At 40.3% G+C, this 16,004-nt stretch carries 11 protein-coding genes and 2 pseudogenes; 10 read left to right on the top strand and 3 right to left on the bottom strand.

Going from position 1 to position 16,004, the window contains the following annotated elements; translation table 11 throughout:
• The first annotated feature begins 159 nt into the window (after positions 1 to 159).
• The 4 genes and pseudogenes from DYD17_RS11385 to ftsY all read left to right on the top strand — a co-directional run bounded on the left by DYD17_RS11385 (position 160) and on the right by ftsY (position 8,246).
• Positions 160 to 4,831, top strand: a pseudogene (locus tag DYD17_RS11385) (S8 family serine peptidase).
• 239 nt (positions 4,832 to 5,070) lie between these two features.
• A complete protein-coding gene (locus DYD17_RS03400) occupies positions 5,071 to 5,868 on the top strand; it encodes a Cof-type HAD-IIB family hydrolase (RefSeq protein ID WP_115252718.1) in 798 nt (265 codons plus the stop codon).
• 3 nt (positions 5,869 to 5,871) lie between these two features.
• On the top strand, positions 5,872 to 6,696 hold the full coding sequence (locus DYD17_RS03405; protein WP_003049959.1) for a Cof-type HAD-IIB family hydrolase: 825 nt from the start codon (positions 5,872 to 5,874) through the stop codon (positions 6,694 to 6,696).
• Entirely contained in the window at positions 6,696 to 8,246 is a 1,551-nt protein-coding gene (ftsY, locus tag DYD17_RS03410; RefSeq protein ID WP_115252719.1) for a signal recognition particle-docking protein FtsY, read from the top strand. Before DYD17_RS03405 ends, ftsY begins: the two co-directional genes overlap by 1 nt.
• Positions 8,247 to 8,371: 125 nt before the next feature.
• Here the strand turns inward: ftsY and DYD17_RS03415 are convergent, their stop codons facing one another.
• The 3 genes from DYD17_RS03415 to DYD17_RS10930 all read right to left on the bottom strand — a co-directional run bounded on the left by DYD17_RS03415 (position 8,372) and on the right by DYD17_RS10930 (position 10,391).
• Positions 8,372 to 9,187, bottom strand: a complete 816-nt coding sequence (locus DYD17_RS03415) for a TIGR03943 family putative permease subunit (protein ID WP_115252720.1) — start codon at positions 9,185 to 9,187, stop codon at positions 8,372 to 8,374.
• Positions 9,187 to 10,089 (bottom strand): permease, encoded by a 903-nt coding sequence (locus DYD17_RS03420; RefSeq protein WP_003049962.1) that lies wholly within the window; start codon positions 10,087 to 10,089, stop codon positions 9,187 to 9,189. Before DYD17_RS03420 ends, DYD17_RS03415 begins: the two co-directional genes overlap by 1 nt.
• 146 nt (positions 10,090 to 10,235) lie before the next feature.
• Entirely contained in the window at positions 10,236 to 10,391 is a 156-nt protein-coding gene (locus DYD17_RS10930) for an SPJ_0845 family protein (RefSeq protein WP_164549214.1), read from the bottom strand.
• Between the two features lie 180 nt (positions 10,392 to 10,571).
• Here DYD17_RS10930 and DYD17_RS03425 point away from each other — a divergent pair, with 180 nt between their 5' ends.
• The 6 genes and pseudogenes from DYD17_RS03425 to pstA all read left to right on the top strand — a co-directional run bounded on the left by DYD17_RS03425 (position 10,572) and on the right by pstA (position 16,003).
• The gene (locus DYD17_RS03425; RefSeq protein WP_037585091.1) at positions 10,572 to 11,048 is read left to right on the top strand and encodes a cupin domain-containing protein; all 477 of its coding nucleotides are present in this window, start codon (positions 10,572 to 10,574) and stop codon (positions 11,046 to 11,048) included.
• Between the two features lie 86 nt (positions 11,049 to 11,134).
• Positions 11,135 to 11,842 (top strand): response regulator transcription factor, encoded by a 708-nt coding sequence (locus tag DYD17_RS03430; protein WP_003049966.1) that lies wholly within the window; start codon positions 11,135 to 11,137, stop codon positions 11,840 to 11,842.
• Positions 11,843 to 13,172 (top strand): annotated as a pseudogene (gene pnpS / locus DYD17_RS03435) (two-component system histidine kinase PnpS).
• A gap of 166 nt (positions 13,173 to 13,338) precedes the next feature.
• Positions 13,339 to 14,214, top strand: coding sequence for a substrate-binding domain-containing protein (locus DYD17_RS03440; protein ID WP_115252721.1), 876 nt, complete (start codon positions 13,339 to 13,341; stop codon positions 14,212 to 14,214).
• A gap of 117 nt (positions 14,215 to 14,331) precedes the next feature.
• Positions 14,332 to 15,195 (top strand): phosphate ABC transporter permease subunit PstC, encoded by an 864-nt coding sequence (pstC, locus tag DYD17_RS03445; RefSeq protein ID WP_003049977.1) that lies wholly within the window; start codon positions 14,332 to 14,334, stop codon positions 15,193 to 15,195.
• On the top strand, positions 15,188 to 16,003 hold the full coding sequence (gene pstA / locus DYD17_RS03450; RefSeq protein ID WP_003049978.1) for a phosphate ABC transporter permease PstA: 816 nt from the start codon (positions 15,188 to 15,190) through the stop codon (positions 16,001 to 16,003). The genes pstC and pstA overlap by 8 nt, the downstream gene beginning before the upstream one ends.
• The last annotated feature ends 1 nt before the right edge of the window (position 16,004 follow it).

The raw sequence follows: 16,004 nt of genomic DNA on the forward strand, positions 1-16,004 counted from the left end.
CTCTTTAGGGATTTTATGGACGTCATATCTTATTAGTTAAGGTTAATAATGCTATCCTTTTTTAGAAAACAATGATTTTTAGGAATTAATTTTCAGAAAATTGTATAAAATTTTTATTTTTTATGTTTTAATAAATTTATTACAACTAAAGGAGTTTTTATGAACACAAAACAACGTTTTTCTCTGCGTAAATATAAAGTAGGCGCTGTGTCTGTTTTGTTGGGAACCCTGCTTTTCATGTGTGGCGTTACAACTGCCTCAGCAGATGCCGTTACAAACGACAGTTCAGTCGCAAGTCTTGTTCAGTCAGCTTCTGCCCAAGAAGCCCCCTCCTCTTCCATTGCAGCAATTGTTAAAGAAAAAGCCCCCGTTGCAACCGTTCAAGCTATGCCTTCTAGCACAGATACAAACGCTCAGGGAGGGGCGATGTCTACCGCTAGTTAACATGGCAGAAACTCCTCACCCCAGTACGCCTTTGGCAGAAGAAGTAAATCGTCTAGCTGTTGGTGAAAAAGAAGCTACCCCACAAAATAATGACAGTAATAAAATAATCGCAATTCCTCAGGTTTGGGATAGTGGTTATAAAGGCCAAGGAACTGTTGTGGCTGTTATTGATTCAGGACTTGATAGTCAGCATGATGTACTTCAGCTATCAGATGTCAGTCAAGCCAAATACCAGTCTCAAGGAGAATTTGAAGCCGCTAAGCAAAAAGCAGGGATTACTCATGGTCAATGGTACAATAATAAAGTTATTTTTGGGTATAACTACGTGGATGTCAATACAGACTTAAAAGAAGCTGATAGTGAGTCTCACGGGATGCATGTGACAGGAATTGCAGCAGGTAATCCAACGAAAAAAGACACAGGAGAATTGATTTATGGTGTTGCTCCAGAAGCACAAGTAATGTTTATGCGAGTTTTTTCCGACTTTAAAAAAGGGACAGGGCCAGCTCTTTATGTAAAAGCTATTGAGGATGCCGTTAAGCTAGGAGCAGATAGTATTAATCTTAGTTTAGGGAGTGCCAACGGCTCACTTATCAATGCTGATAATCGTTTGACGGCAGCCATCGAAAAAGCATGTCACGCAGGAGTTGTTGTGGTTATTGCGGCAGGGAACGATGGTACTTTTGGTAGTGGTGCTTCTCAACCGTTAGCTCTTTATCCTGATTATGGTTTGGTGGGAAGCCCGTCAACTGCCAGAGAAGCTATTTCAGTAGCTTCTTACAATAATAGTAGTTTGGTTAATCGTGTATTTACTATTAAAGGATTAGAAAGTGATACCATACTAAATAAAGGATTAGTTTCTTACGCCGATCCTAAACTGAGTGAGAAATCATTTGACTTAAACAAAGAATACAGTTATGTTTTTGTCAATAAGGGAGAAGCTAAGGACTATGCTGGTAAAACCTTAACGGACAAGATTGCGTTGATTGAACGTGGGGATTTAACCTTTTCTGAAAAAGTAGCCAATGCCATTAAGCATGGTGCTGCTGGAGTGATTATTTTTAATAATAAGGCCGGTGAAGCTAATATCAGTATGGGACTTGATGAAACCGCACGCGCTATTCCAGCCATTTTTATCCAGAAAGAATTTGGAGATGCCTTGGTTAAGCAAGACTATAAGCTTGTCTTTAACAATATGAAAGAGAAGCAAGCCAATCCTAAGGCTGGCCTCCTGTCAGACTTTTCAAGTTGGGGCTTAACTGCAGATGGGGAATTAAAACCAGATTTAGCAGCTCCTGGAGGTTCTATTTACGCCTCTATTAATGATAACGAGTATGATATGATGAGCGGAACTAGCATGGCTTCGCCCCATGTGGCAGGTGCTGCGGCCTTGGTTAAACAGTACCTATTGAAAACGCATCCTAACATGCCAAAAGCCGAGATAGAAACCACTATTAAATACTTACTGATGAGCACAGCAAGAGCCCATCTTAACCCAGAGACAAAAGCTTTCACCTTACCTCGTCAGCAAGGAGCTGGTATCATAGATGTTGCAGCAGCAATTCAAACGGGACTTTACCTGAAAGGTGGTGAGGATGATTATGGTAGTGTGACTTTGGGAAATGTTGGCAATCGCATCCAGTTTGATGTGACTGTCCATAATATTGGACCCGTTGCTAAAGAATTGACTTATCAAACTTACTTGAATACAGATCAGGTTAAGGATGGCTTTGTCACCCTAGCACCCGAGCAACTAGCTGTTATCAAAGGAGGAACTATCCGTGTAGAAGCAGGTCAGACTAAAACTATTACCATTGATATGGATGTTTCCGAATTTCATCATAGATTACATGAGATCATGCCAAATGGCTATTTCTTAGAAGGTTTTGTTCAATTTACAGACCCTGTTGATGGTGGCGAGGTGGTCAGTCTACCATATGTTGGCTTTAAAGGAACCTTCCAAAATCTAGCAGTATTGGAAAAACCAATTTATGAGATCGTAGCTAATCAGGAAACAGGTTTCTATTTTGCTCCGGATGCGACGAAAGAAATTCCAGCAGAGGAAAACTACACTGCCTTGATGACCACTACTGCAAATAAGATTTATTCAACAGGTGCTACCAGTTCAGTGAGTTTGAAGGTTTTAGGAACTTATCAATCATCTAACGGCAAATTTATCTTGAAGTTGAACAAAGAAGGCAAGCCACAGCTAGCGATTTTTCCAAATAATGATCAAGAGCAAGATTCGTTAGCGTTAAAAGGTGTCTTTTTACGAAACTTTAACAATTTGAGGGCTAAGGTTTATCGCGCAGATGACAGAGCGTTTAATACTCCATTATGGATAAGTGATGCACAATTTGGAGATAAAAATTATTACAGCGGCAAACCAGACAACCCTAAATCCACTCTTTTAGTAGGGATAGAGTGGCAAGGTACCACAACCAATGGACTACCATTAGAAGACGGTCGCTACAAATATGTATTAAGCTATTATTAGGATGTGCCAGGTGCTACTAAACAAGAAATTGTTTTCGATGTCATTCTAGACAGACAAGCTCCAACTCTGACGACAGCCACTTATGATCAGGAAATGCGGCTCTTTAAAGCGCGGCCTGCCGTTGAACATGGAGAATCTGGCATTTTTAGAGAACAGGTTTTTTATTTAATCAAAAATCAAGACGGGCATTACAATGAGGTTTTGTGTCCAGATGGAGAAGATCGTGTCCTTGTTCAAGACAATAAGGTCTTTATTCCTCAAGAAGCCGATGGTAGCTTCCTGTTGCCGGCAGATGCAACGGATTTAAGCCATGTTTATTATGTGGTAGAGGATTACGCTGGTAATCGTGTGTCTGCGACTTTAGAAGACCTTGTTAGTATCGGAAATGATAAGGGGCTTGTTAGCGTGAAAATCTTTAGCCCAGAACTCAATAGCAATATTAATTTGGAGTTTTCATATGCCGTTAAAGATGACAAGGGAAATGTTATTGCCAAAGAACATCACGGTCAAGACCTCAATACCCTTAAATTACCATTTGGTACCTACACCATTGATTTGTTCTTGTACGATGAAGAGCGAGCAAAATTAATCAGCTCTCCAAGTGCAACGGTGGTCCTTTCTGAAGATGATAGTGTTAAAGAAGTTGTCTTTATCGTTGATATTTTAACAAAGGCTTCTTACCTTGTTGACATAGATAAAGAGTTGCCAAAAGGATCGTCTGTACATCTCCTTAGTCAAAATGGGGCTGATATTAATTTACCAAGAGCGAAATACTCACGCACAGATTATGGTAAATTTGTGCCGACTGGCGATTACAAATTATCCTTAATATTACCAACTGGTTACGATGTATTCGAAAACCTTGATGAGTTAGTGGTTTCCGTTCTAGATGATGAGGTAAATGTTACCAAATTAACGCTAATTAATAAGACAGCCTTGTTAGCAACTCTAGCAGATCAAAGCGATCTTATCTTAGATCCTGTCTTTTACAATGCTAGCATTGATGTGAAAACAGCCTACCTCACTAGTTTAGAGAAAGCCCAAGTCTTACTCAAAGACAAAGCTAAACAAGAGGTCATTGATCAAGCTGTTGCGACTTTAGTAAAAGCTCGTCAAGCCCTAAATGGTAAAGTAACAGATTTAACTGCCTTGAGTAATGAAATTCTTGAAGAAGCTAATGTGATAGCCAGCCAATCCTTTACAAATGCTAGTCCATTGAACAGGGAAACCTACCAAAACCAACTGGTAGTTGCTAAAGCATTGCTTCAAAAAGCCAAGGTGAGCCAGGAAGAAGTGGAACAGGCTCTGGCAGCTCTGCTCACTGCCAAAGAGCATGTGTTAGGGCATCAGACAGATTACACTGCCCTCCGTCAAATGGTGACCAAAGCATCGGTTCTCAAACAAACCGCAGCCAAGTATCAAATGGCAAGCCAGTCTAGCAAAGAAGCTTACGACAACTTGTTGACAGCTGCTAAAAACCTCTTGGAAACTCAAGGAGCTACTCAAGCAGAAGTGGATGCTCTTCTGGCTCAAATTAAGGCAGCAGAGAAAGCTTTAGATGGGCAAGGAAATCTGTCTTCTCAAGAAAACACTCATTATCCACAAGAACAGCTGTTACCAGAAGAATCACAAGAAGCCCCACCTCATTCCATGTTGCTGGGCCAAAAAGACTTACGAGAAAGCGAGGTTGCTCAGAAGCGTGCCCAAAGGGTCTTTGTCTTGCTCAACGAGCCTCAAATGCCACTCGCTCGAGCTGTGGCAAATAGCAACAAGAAGCTAGAACACTTACCACAAACAGGTGATAAATCTCCTCAATTATTACTGATTAGTTTAGGATTTGCCAGCCTACTAATGGTTATCCCACTAGCTTACAAACGCTCTAGGAACTAATACAAACACTTGGATTATCTCAGTTAAGTCACTTAAAAAGCATGGCTTCGTTTTCCGTTGAGGAAAGCGAACTCATGCTTTTTTGAGTTAGTTTTGGTTACTTTTTTTGACAAGATGGTAGCCCAGGCAATATCAAAAAAGAAGTGGTTTAAGGCCTGCCTTAGCCCCTAGTTGCCCTATTTTTAGTCTTCTATGTTATAATAAAGGGACATGACTCAAAAGAAATAGTAGGAAATAACATGATTAAACTAATAGCAACAGATATGGATGGCACCTTCTTAGCTGAAGATGGGGCATACGATCAAGCGAGATTAGCTGCGCTATTACCAAAACTAACAGAAAAAGGAATAGTCTTTACTGTTTCGAGTGGCCGCTCGCTCTTGGCCATTGATCAGCTGTTTGAACCTTTTTTGGATCAGATTGCTGTGATAGCTGAAAATGGCTCTGTTGTTCAGTACCAAGGCGAGGTGCTCTTTGCAGATGTGATGACACAAGCGCAATATGTAGAAGTTGCAGAAAAGATTTTGGCTAATCCACATTATGTTGAAACAGGTATGGTCTTTTCTGGGCAAAAGGCAGCCTATGTTTTAAAGGGAGCAAGCCAAGAGTACATTCAAAAAACCAAACACTACTATGCTAATGTTAAAGTTGTTGATGGCTTTGAAGATATGGAAAATGATACCATTTTTAAAGTTTCTACCAACTTTACAGGCGATACGGTCTTGGAAGGTAGTGATTGGTTAAATCAGGCTTTGCCTTATGCTACTGCAGTGACAACAGGCTTTGATTCTATTGATATTATCTTAAAAGAGGTTAATAAAGGTTTCGGAATGGATCACCTTTGCCAAGCTTTAGGGATTGAGCCTTCAGAAACCATTGCTTTTGGAGATAATTTTAACGATTATCAAATGTTGGAATTTGCCGGTAAGGCTATTGCTACGGAGAATGCAAGACCCGAAATCAAAGCGATTTCAGATCAAGTCATTGGGCACTGCAATGACGGAGCAGTATTAACGTATTTAGAAGGATTAGTGTAAAGCATGGATATTAAGATTTTGGCGCTTGATTTAGATGGCACTCTGTATAACACGGAAAAAATTGTGACAGATGCTAATAAAGAAGCACTTGCCGCTGCTAGAGAAAAAGGGGTTAAGGTAGTTATTACAACAGGTCGTCCCCTTAGGGCCATTGGTAATCTTTTAGAAGAATTAAATCTCCTAGATGAAGAGGATTACAGTATCACCTTTAATGGTGGACTGATTCAGCGTAACACAGGAGAAATTTTGGATAAACGTTCTCTTAATTTTGATCAGATTTACCAGATTCAAAAGGCTCTGGAGGCGGTTGGATTACCAACCGATGTTATCAGTGATGGGGATGTGTACAGCATTCCTAGTAAAGATGGTCGGCATTCTCAATACCGCTTAGCTAATCCTATGTTAAATTTTATTGAGGTAAGTTCTGTTGACGACTTGCCAACAGATATTTCTTATAATAAGATTGTAACAGTAACAGATCCAGACTTTTTGGATCAGCAGATTGCCAAATTGTCACCACGTTTATTTGAAGATTTTGAAGCTTTTAAATCACGAGATATTATTTTTGAAATCATGCCAAACGGTATTGACAAGGCATTTGGATTAAAGTTGCTTTGTGAACATCTTGGACTTGACGCTAAACACGTTATGGCCATGGGAGATGAAGCGAATGATTTTAGCATGTTGGAATGGGCAGGCCTTGGAGTGGCTATGGCCAACGGTGTTTCAGGAGCTAAAGTAGCTGCTGATGCGGTGACGACCTTGACCAATGATGAGTCTGGTGTCGCAGAAGCTGTCAAAAGATTTATTTTAGATGAGGAGAATTAATGGGATTATTTGATCGTTTATTTGGGAAAAAAGAAACCCAACAAGTGACCGAAACCAAACCAGAAGAAGAACTTTTGGAAACATCAGCTAAAGAAGAGGCTGTTTCGACAACCAGTGAGCAAGATCAGCCAGACCTCACGCTGTCACAAGACGACGCTCCAGCAGTTGTTACTCTAGAAGAACAAGCTTCCGAAGACAGCTTAGAAGCATCGCAACAGCGTGAAGATAAACTTGTTGAAAGCACAGCAGTTTCTCCAGCAGATTCTGCTAGCATGGTCGGTGACAAAGATGATCTTACGTCAAGTCCATTCGGTCAAGCTACTGTATCAGATACAGAAGAAATCAAGGAACAGCCGATTGTAGATCAATTCCCAGTGGAACAAACTCAAGATGCTGAGTCAGCTAATTTCACGGAAGAGGATGAAACAAGTCTTTCAGAAGAACCATCCAGTAGCCAACAATTTATGGAGGACTATTACCGTCGTAAGGCTGCTGTTGAAACAAGTCTTCAAGAAGCAGCTGCAGCAACTGTCCCACTGATGCCAGAGGAACCGGTTGAGGTATCTGTAGGGTCCGATATGTCAGAAGAGGTTGCACAAGACGACTCTTTGACTGAGGTGACGGAAACGGATGAGGAAAAATACAAGCGTAGCTTGAAAAAAACACGAACAGGTTTTTCAGCTCGCTTAAACAGTTTCTTTGCTAATTTCAGACGCGTGGATGAGGAGTTCTTCGAGGACTTAGAAGAAATGTTGATTCTATCAGATGTCGGTGTACATGTGGCGACAACTTTGACAGAGGAGTTGCGTTATGAAGCCAAACTGGAAAATGCTAAAAAACCAGATGCCTTGAAACGCGTGATTGTGGAAAAATTGGTGGACATCTATGAGAAAGATGGACAATATAATGAAGCTATCAATTATCAAGATGGCTTGACCGTCATGTTGTTTGTAGGAGTTAATGGCGTTGGTAAAACCACTTCGATTGGGAAGTTGGCTTACCGCTACAAGCAAGAAGGGAAAAAAGTCATGTTAGTGGCAGCTGATACCTTCCGTGCCGGTGCTGTTGCTCAGCTAGTCGAATGGGGACGCCGAGTAGATGTGCCAGTGATTATGGGTCCTGAGAAGGCTGACCCAGCGTCCGTTGTTTTTGACGGGGTGGAAAAAGCTGTGGCAGAAGGTGCAGATATTCTTATGATTGACACGGCTGGTCGTTTGCAAAATAAAGAAAATCTCATGGCAGAGCTGGAAAAAATGGGCCGTATCATTAAGCGCGTGATACCAGATGCCCCTCATGAAACGCTTTTGGCCTTAGATGCTTCAACAGGTCAAAATGCGCTTAGCCAAGCCAAGGAATTTTCAAAAATAACCCCTTTAACAGGTTTGATTCTAACGAAAATTGATGGAACTGCCAAAGGTGGGGTGGTCTTAGCCATCCGTCAAGAATTGGATATTCCAGTGAAGTTCATCGGATTTGGTGAAAAAATGGATGATATTGGAGAATTCCATTCAGAAGATTTTATGAAAGGTCTTTTGGAAGGGATCTTATAACCTCAAAAGGTCAGCCTAGACATAGCTAGGCTGACCTTTTTAAGTTGTTTGAGATATAGAGACTGATTGACCATTGATTAGAATACCAAAAACCGAGTTTTTTAGGTAGCATATTCTATATGATTCTAAAAAATACGATAAACATAAGGGTTGTCAGGTTCCTGAACTTGGTGAACTTCAGACAGTTCAAGAACAGGTAGATTTTGTTCCAAGTTTTTATCATATTCCATATGAAGGCGACCTTTGACAGTCAGCCAGGTGTTGTTAGGGTAGCTGGCTTGGCTGCCTGTTGTCAAAAGCCCATACACTCCTGAATCGGCAATACAGTGAATAATGCCGAAACGGAAAAGAAATTGGTAGTTGTCATGGCCCGGTTCGTTGTAAACGAAACCAGTGTACTGGATGTCACGATCAACAAACTCATCGGGATAGAGATAGATCAATTCCATCACTTCCATATAATTTTCAGTGGTAATGGTGACCGGTTTCTTGCCTTTATACTTATTGAGTTCTTGACGCATCTCTTTTTGATAGGCAGATTTTGTAAAATAAAGGCTGGTATCAGGTTTGAGGTATTGGATGGTGGTTCCGTCATCACTGACTCCTGTTTTAGAAGCTCCCGCAGCCAATGGGAAAGTGTAGCCTTTAGCAGAAACCGTGGTGGAATCTAAGGTAACGGTCGGCACAAGGAGTCCGACTAAGACAGGAAAGACCAAGATAAAAGGACTCGTCAGCTTTGCGATTTTTCCTGTTAAATGGCTGTGTACCTTAATGTTTTTCATCCAGGTATAGAGTTGAACAAGAGCTAAAATGAAAGATAAAACCATGGAAATATAAGCAAGGTAAGAATACCGAACATTGATGTACTGGTCCAGTTTACCAGACAACTGGAGGTACATGGTTAATTCAAAATAGCCAGCTAAAATTAAGAAACGAATCATTAGAGCACCCCCACAAGTAAACAATAAACGGTAATCATAATGACGGATACGCCGATAAATTGAACAATGAAGCGTCCTTTAAAAGCCTTTACCATCATCATGAGGTTTTTAATATCTACCATCGGACCGATTAAAAGAAAGGCAAGAACTGGAGCCACTCCAAAGGTTGATAATAAGGAAGCTCCGATAAAGGCATCGGCTTCACTACATAATGATAGAATGAAAGCCATAAGCATCATAATCAAAATGGCTGTCAAGGGATTGTGCCCAATCGTTGTCAACACACGGGTTGGGACATAAATTTGCATGGCAGAGGCAATCAAGGTTCCAAATACTAGATACCTACCGGTGTCGAAGAATTCATCAATAGCATGTACCAGTGCTAGATAAATGCGTTTTGGCAAGGTTTCATGAGAATAATCATGAAAATGCACGGGCTGAGCATTTTCCTTAAGAATATCCTCATCGACCAGGAAAGCCAACATCATGCCAAGCGCGATAGCTACTAAGATGGCACCAAAGAGACGAAGCATGAGGAAGCGAAGAGAATTCCCAAAAGCGGAATAGGTTGCAAACAAAACAATGGGGTTAATAATAGGAGCCGTAGCAAGGAAGGGCACTGCTGTATAGCTAGGCACCTTTTTTTCCAAGAAACGATTAATAATAGGAATAATCCCACATTCGCAAGAGGGGAAAACAAATCCAACAAAAGTTCCAAATAGGATGCGCAAGAACTTTTGCTTAGGTAGGTATTTTTGAACTAAGTCTGGCGTAACAAAGACTTCAATGCAGCCAGAGAGAATCGTTCCTAAAAGAACAAAGGGCAGCGCCTCAATGATAATAGATAAAAAAATCGCAAACCATTGTAGGACACTGGGAGGAAGAGTTGAAAACAGTGACATGCACCATATCCTTTCTAAATGACAAAAGAGAAGGCTAGAGCATTACTACTCAGCCTAAATCAATAACCTTTATTAGCGGTATGACAACTAGAAATCACGCTCACCTTCAGAGATTAAAGAAACTGTGAAGACAGCGGACAAGAACGTTAGGATTGATTTGGTTTAGTAGGATTATTGGGTTTGTTATTAGTCACTAATTTACCATCAGTAGAAACGTCAAGGGGAGCATTAAAATGAGGCAATGAAGCAAAACCTGCCATCATTTTCTCAAGTTCATCATTTTTTTTATGGGTAATTGCCATGGGTATGACCTTCTTTCATTCAAGATAAGTCTATTATACTATCATTTAGAAACAATGCCAAAGCCAAAGTGTTTTTCGAAGCAAATGGCAGATGAGATGGTTAGGGGTCTAGCTATCAAGAGCTGTGATTGTGCTTTTGTGATAAAATAGAACAAAATAAAGAGGAGGAAAATTGTGATGATGACAAAAGAAGATTGGGTGAGAAGGTTAGGATTAGAACCACATGTGGAAGGGGGCTATTTTAAACAAATGGAAAAAGCTTCAGAGCGTTTAGATTTTTCTGGTAAGGAGCGAGCGCTTTACACTAGTATTTATTTCTTATTAGAAGAAACTAATCCTTCTCATTTTCACCGGTTAACGGCTGATGAAATTTGGTATTTCCATGCAGGAGAGGCCTTGACAGTCCATATGATTACACCAGATGGTCATTATGAAGCAGTAACTTTAGGTTTGGACTTGTCCAAAGGGCAACGGCTTCACTACTGTGTTCCTAAAGGAACTATTTTTGGATCAACGGTCGAGAAAGATTATGCCCTAGTATCTTGCCTTGTGGCGCCAGGTTTTGAATTTGATGATTTTGAATTGTTTAAAAGAGCAGATTTGCTGGCTACTTATCCAGAATACCAGACTATCATTGAGCGCTTAACGAGAGATTAGACGTTTTTGAGACAACCTATGTGTTAGAGCAGCAACATTAGAATTTCTGATAAGTATGTTATAATGTGACTAATAGGAGATAACGGATGACAAAACAAATCTTATTAGTGGATGATGAAGAACATATTTTGAGGCTACTGGATTATCATCTCAGTAAAGAAGGTTTTTCCACACAATTGGTAACAGATGGACGAAAAGCATTGACATTGGCAGAAACAGAGCCTTTTGACTTTATCCTACTTGATATTATGTTGCCTCGGTTAGACGGCATAGAAGTGTGTAAGCGACTAAGAGCTAAAGCTATTAAAACTCCGATTATGATGGTTTCTGCTAAAAGTGATGAATTTGATAAGGTTTTGGCCTTGGAATTAGGAGCTGATGATTACCTGACAAAGCCTTTTAGCCCTAGGGAATTAGTAGCTCGTGTCAAGGCTATTTTACGGCGAACCAGTAAAGAGCAGCAAGAAGATGACACAGATGATTTCAGGGATGATTATCGGGTATTTGGGGCCCTAACCGTCTATCCAGACCGGCATGAGGTTTATAAGGCAGATCATTTATTGAGCCTTACCCCAAAGGAATTTGAACTCTTACTCTATCTTATGAAACATCCCAACATGACCTTAACTAGGGAACGTTTACTTGAACGGATTTGGGGATATGATTTTGGACAAGAAACCCGTTTAGTGGATGTTCATATTGGCAAATTGAGAGATAAGATAGAGGATAACCCTAAAGACCCTCAATTTATTCAAACGATTAGAGGCTATGGGTATAAGTTTAAGGAGTTATAGATGAAACGCTATCTTCAGTTTTTACTGGTTAGTTTTGGGCTTTCTTTTTTTATTCTGTTAGGAATGGCAGTTGCTCGGCTGAGTAAAGGAGTAGGTCTATTTTTGCTAGCCTTGTTGCTAGGAAGCAGTGCTTATTGGATCTGTCGACTATGGAGGTGGGAGCAGGCCTTTGAAAGCCTCCATCAGCCCCTCTTAACCAGTAATGACCACTTTTTAAAAAAAGGACAGGAGGATCTCACATTTCTTGCCAAATATATGACGGATTTAAAAAGCAGATTTGGTACAACAAGAGCGTCACTACAAAGATTTATCTGAGAAAATGGAGACCTTACTCTTTCATTTAACAATGGGAATGTTTTTAGTCTCTTCAAAGGGACAACTATTATTATCCAGTAAGTCACTACCTCATTATTTTCCTGATATGACTGAGGAAATGACGTCGATCGAAGACCTCAAACGGATGGATATTCGTAACCTCATTCATCAAGCTTTCGATCAACGACTCAAAGTCAAAAAGGAAGTAGCAGGTTTTCATGAGGATGATTTGATATTAGAAGTGACCGCAGTTCCTATTATCAATGACGCAAAATCTGTGTCAGCTGTTTTAGTCTTGCTTTATGATTTGACCACAATCAGAACCTATGAAAAAATGAATTTGGATTTTGTGTCAAATGCCTCCCATGAATTACGAACACCGGTAACGTCTATCAAAGGATTTGCTGAGACGATTAAGGCTATGCCGCCAGAGGAAGAGGCGTTGAAGGGTGATTTTTTAGAGATTATCTATAAAGAAAGTTTACGGTTGGAGCATATTATCGAGTATCTTTTGACTTTGTCTAAACTGCAACAAATGACCCTGCAGTTAACAGAGATAGAGTTGGCTGTTTTTGTCGAAGAGTTAAAGCAAAGCTTGCAACCTCAACTAGGAAAAAAAGACTTGCAGTTAAACCTGCAAGTGCCAGATGACTTAATGCTTGTATCAGACCGTCAATTACTGTCACAAATCTTGCTCAACCTGTTGTCCAATGCCATTCGTTATACGGAAGAAGGTGGCCACATTAGTGTCGAGGTTAAGAAAGTAACCGATGGGTTAGCGATTTCTGTCACAGATACAGGAATCGGGATGAGCCAATTGGAATTGAGCCGTATTTTTGAACGCTTTTACCGAGTGAATAAGGGACGAAGTAGGCAAAATGGTGGAACAGGTCTTGGCCTAGCCATTGTCAAAGAACTCAGTCAATTATTGGGAGGGCAGGTTACAGTCACCAGTCAACTCGGCAAGGGCAGTCGTTTTACCCTTTTATTGCCAGAACAAATCTCACTTGATTAGTTATGTTTATGGAAAGCTATGTTAGCGCAGATAATTGCCTAAGATAGCTTTTTTTGATTCTTTACATAATCTTTACATGAATCACGGATAAACCTTTACAAAGGATTGATACACTATAAGTGTAGTAATCCTACACAAAAAATAGTTAGAAATAAAGGTGATTGTTATGAAAGTCAAAAAAATGCTTGCTCTTGCAGCGATTAGTTTAACAGGATTTGGACTTGTCGCCTGTGGTAACACAAATTCTGATAACGGTCAGTCCGCTTCAGGTAAAATTGAAGTGATTTCACGAGAAAATGGATCAGGGACACGTGGTGCTTTTACAGAAATCACAGGGATTCTCAAAAAAGATGGTGACAAAGACACCGACAATACTACTAAGACAGCTGTGATTCAAAATAGCACAGAAGGGGTTCTCTCAGCAGTTCAAGGCAATGCGAATGCTATTGGTTACATTTCCTTAGGATCCTTGACCAAATCCGTCAAGGCCTTAGCAATTGATGGGGTAAAGGCTAGTCGTGAGACAGTTTTAGATGGGGAATACCCTCTCCAACGCCCTTTTAATATTGTATGGTCTTCTGATTTATCCCAATTAGGACAAGATTTTATTAAGTTTATTCACTCTCAACAAGGACAACAAGTCGTCACAGAAAATAAATTTATTGAAGCTAAAACTGAAGCAGCAGAGTATACTAGTCGAAACTTATCAGGCAAGTTGTCTGTTGTAGGTTCGACTTCGGTGTCTCCTTTAATGGAAAAATTAGCAGAAGCATACAAAAAAGAAAATCCAGAAGTGACAATTGACATTACTTCTAATGGGTCTTCTGCAGGTATTACAGCTGCTAAAGAAAAGACAGCGGATATTGGCATGGTTTCTCGAGAATTAAGTCCTGAAGAAGGTAAGAGCCTAACGCATGATGCCATTGCTTTAGATGGTATTGCGGTTGTGGTTAACAATGACAACAAGGCGAGCCAAATCAGTATGGCTCAACTGGCAGATGTTTTTAGCGGTCAATTGACCATATGGGACAAGTTGAAATAAGTGATGTGCTGCTGTTAGCTCCGCATCATTTCTCAAAAAATCAATTATCACAAGATAAGAAAGGTTAATAGGGAGATACGGTATCTCCCTTACTTTCTTCACTAGAAAGGATAACATGTGACAAAACAATCCTTCAAAGAAGCTATTTTCAAAGCCATTTTCTTTATGAGTGCAGCAGTAGCCGTTGTTGCTATTTTACTCATTTGTTATTTTATTTTTAGGAATGGCTTACCTTTTATGGCAGATTATGGCTTTTCACGTTTTTTGTTAGGCAGTGATTGGTCCCCAACAAACAATCCAGCTAGTTATGGCATTTTACCGATGATTATTGGGTCCTTGCTGGTTACGTTTGGAGCAATTCTTATCGGGGTCCCAACAGGCGTGCTAACGGCCGTCTTCATGGTTTATTATTGCCCTAAACCCATATACGGTTTTTTAAAATCAGCTATCAACTTAATGGCAGCCATCCCTTCCATTGTGTACGGATTTTTTGGGCTACAATTATTAGTGCCTTGGGTTAGGACCTTTTCAGGTAACGGCATGAGTGTCTTCACAGCTTCTGTATTACTAGGAATAATGATTTTCCCGACAATTATCAGTTTGTCAGAATCAGCCATAAGAACAGTTCCAAAAACCTACTATTCAGGTAGCTTGGCCTTGGGCGCTAGTCATGAACGTAGTATTTTCAGCGTCATCTTACCAGCAGCTAGATCAGGAATTTTATCAGCGATTATTTTAGGAATTGGTCGAGCCATTGGAGAGACCATGGCAGTCATTTTGGTTGCGGGAAATCAACCGGTGATTCCAAGTGGTATCTTTGAAGGGACTAGAACACTAACCACCAATATTGTTTTAGAAATGGCTTACGCATCAGGTCAGCATAGGGATGCTCTTATTGCGACATCAGCAGTTCTCTTTTTCTTTATTCTTCTGATTAATGCGGGCTTTGCTTATTTGAAAGGAAAATCGTCTTATGAGTAAATACGTGTTAAAAACTTTCGTTTACTTTTTTGCAGCATTAACCTTTGTGTCCCTTTTTGTGATTATCGGTTTTATTCTGATTAAAGGACTGCCACATTTCAATATGTCTTTGTTTTCTTGGACCTATACTTCTGAGAACATTTCCCTAATGCCTGCCATTATTTCCACTGTTATATTGGTTTTTGGTTCTCTTTTTCTAGCTTTGCCAATAGGCATTTTCGCGGGGTTTTACCTCGTGGAGTACGCTAAAAAAGATTCTCTTTGGGTAAAGATGATGCGGCTAGCTTCAGACACTTTATCCGGGATTCCGTCCATTGTGTTTGGTTTATTCGGCATGCTCTTCTTTGTCGTTTTTCTGGGATTCCAATATTCTCTTTTATCAGGAATATTGACGTCGGTTATTATGGTTTTGCCAGTCATCATTCGTTCAACAGAAGAAGCCCTTTTATCCGTTAGTGATAGCATGCGTCAAGCTAGCTTTGGACTTGGAGCAGGGAAGATAAGAACGATTTTTCGGATTGTTTTGCCAGTTGCCATGCCAGGAATTTTAGCAGGTGTAATATTAGCTATTGGTCGTATCATTGGTGAAACAGCTGCTTTGATGTATACCTTAGGAACATCGACGAATACGCCAACTAGTCTCATGTCTTCAGGCCGTTCTTTAGCTTTGCACATGTATATGCTGTCGAGCGAAGGACTGCATGTCAATGAGGCATATGCGACCGGTGTCATTTTGATTATCACGGTCTTAATCATTAATACCCTATCAAGCTTATTATCTCGGAAACTTGTGAAAGGAGCTTCCTAGT

This window comes from Streptococcus dysgalactiae subsp. dysgalactiae (assembly GCF_900459225.1).
In the GTDB taxonomy this organism is placed as follows: domain Bacteria; phylum Bacillota; class Bacilli; order Lactobacillales; family Streptococcaceae; genus Streptococcus; species Streptococcus dysgalactiae.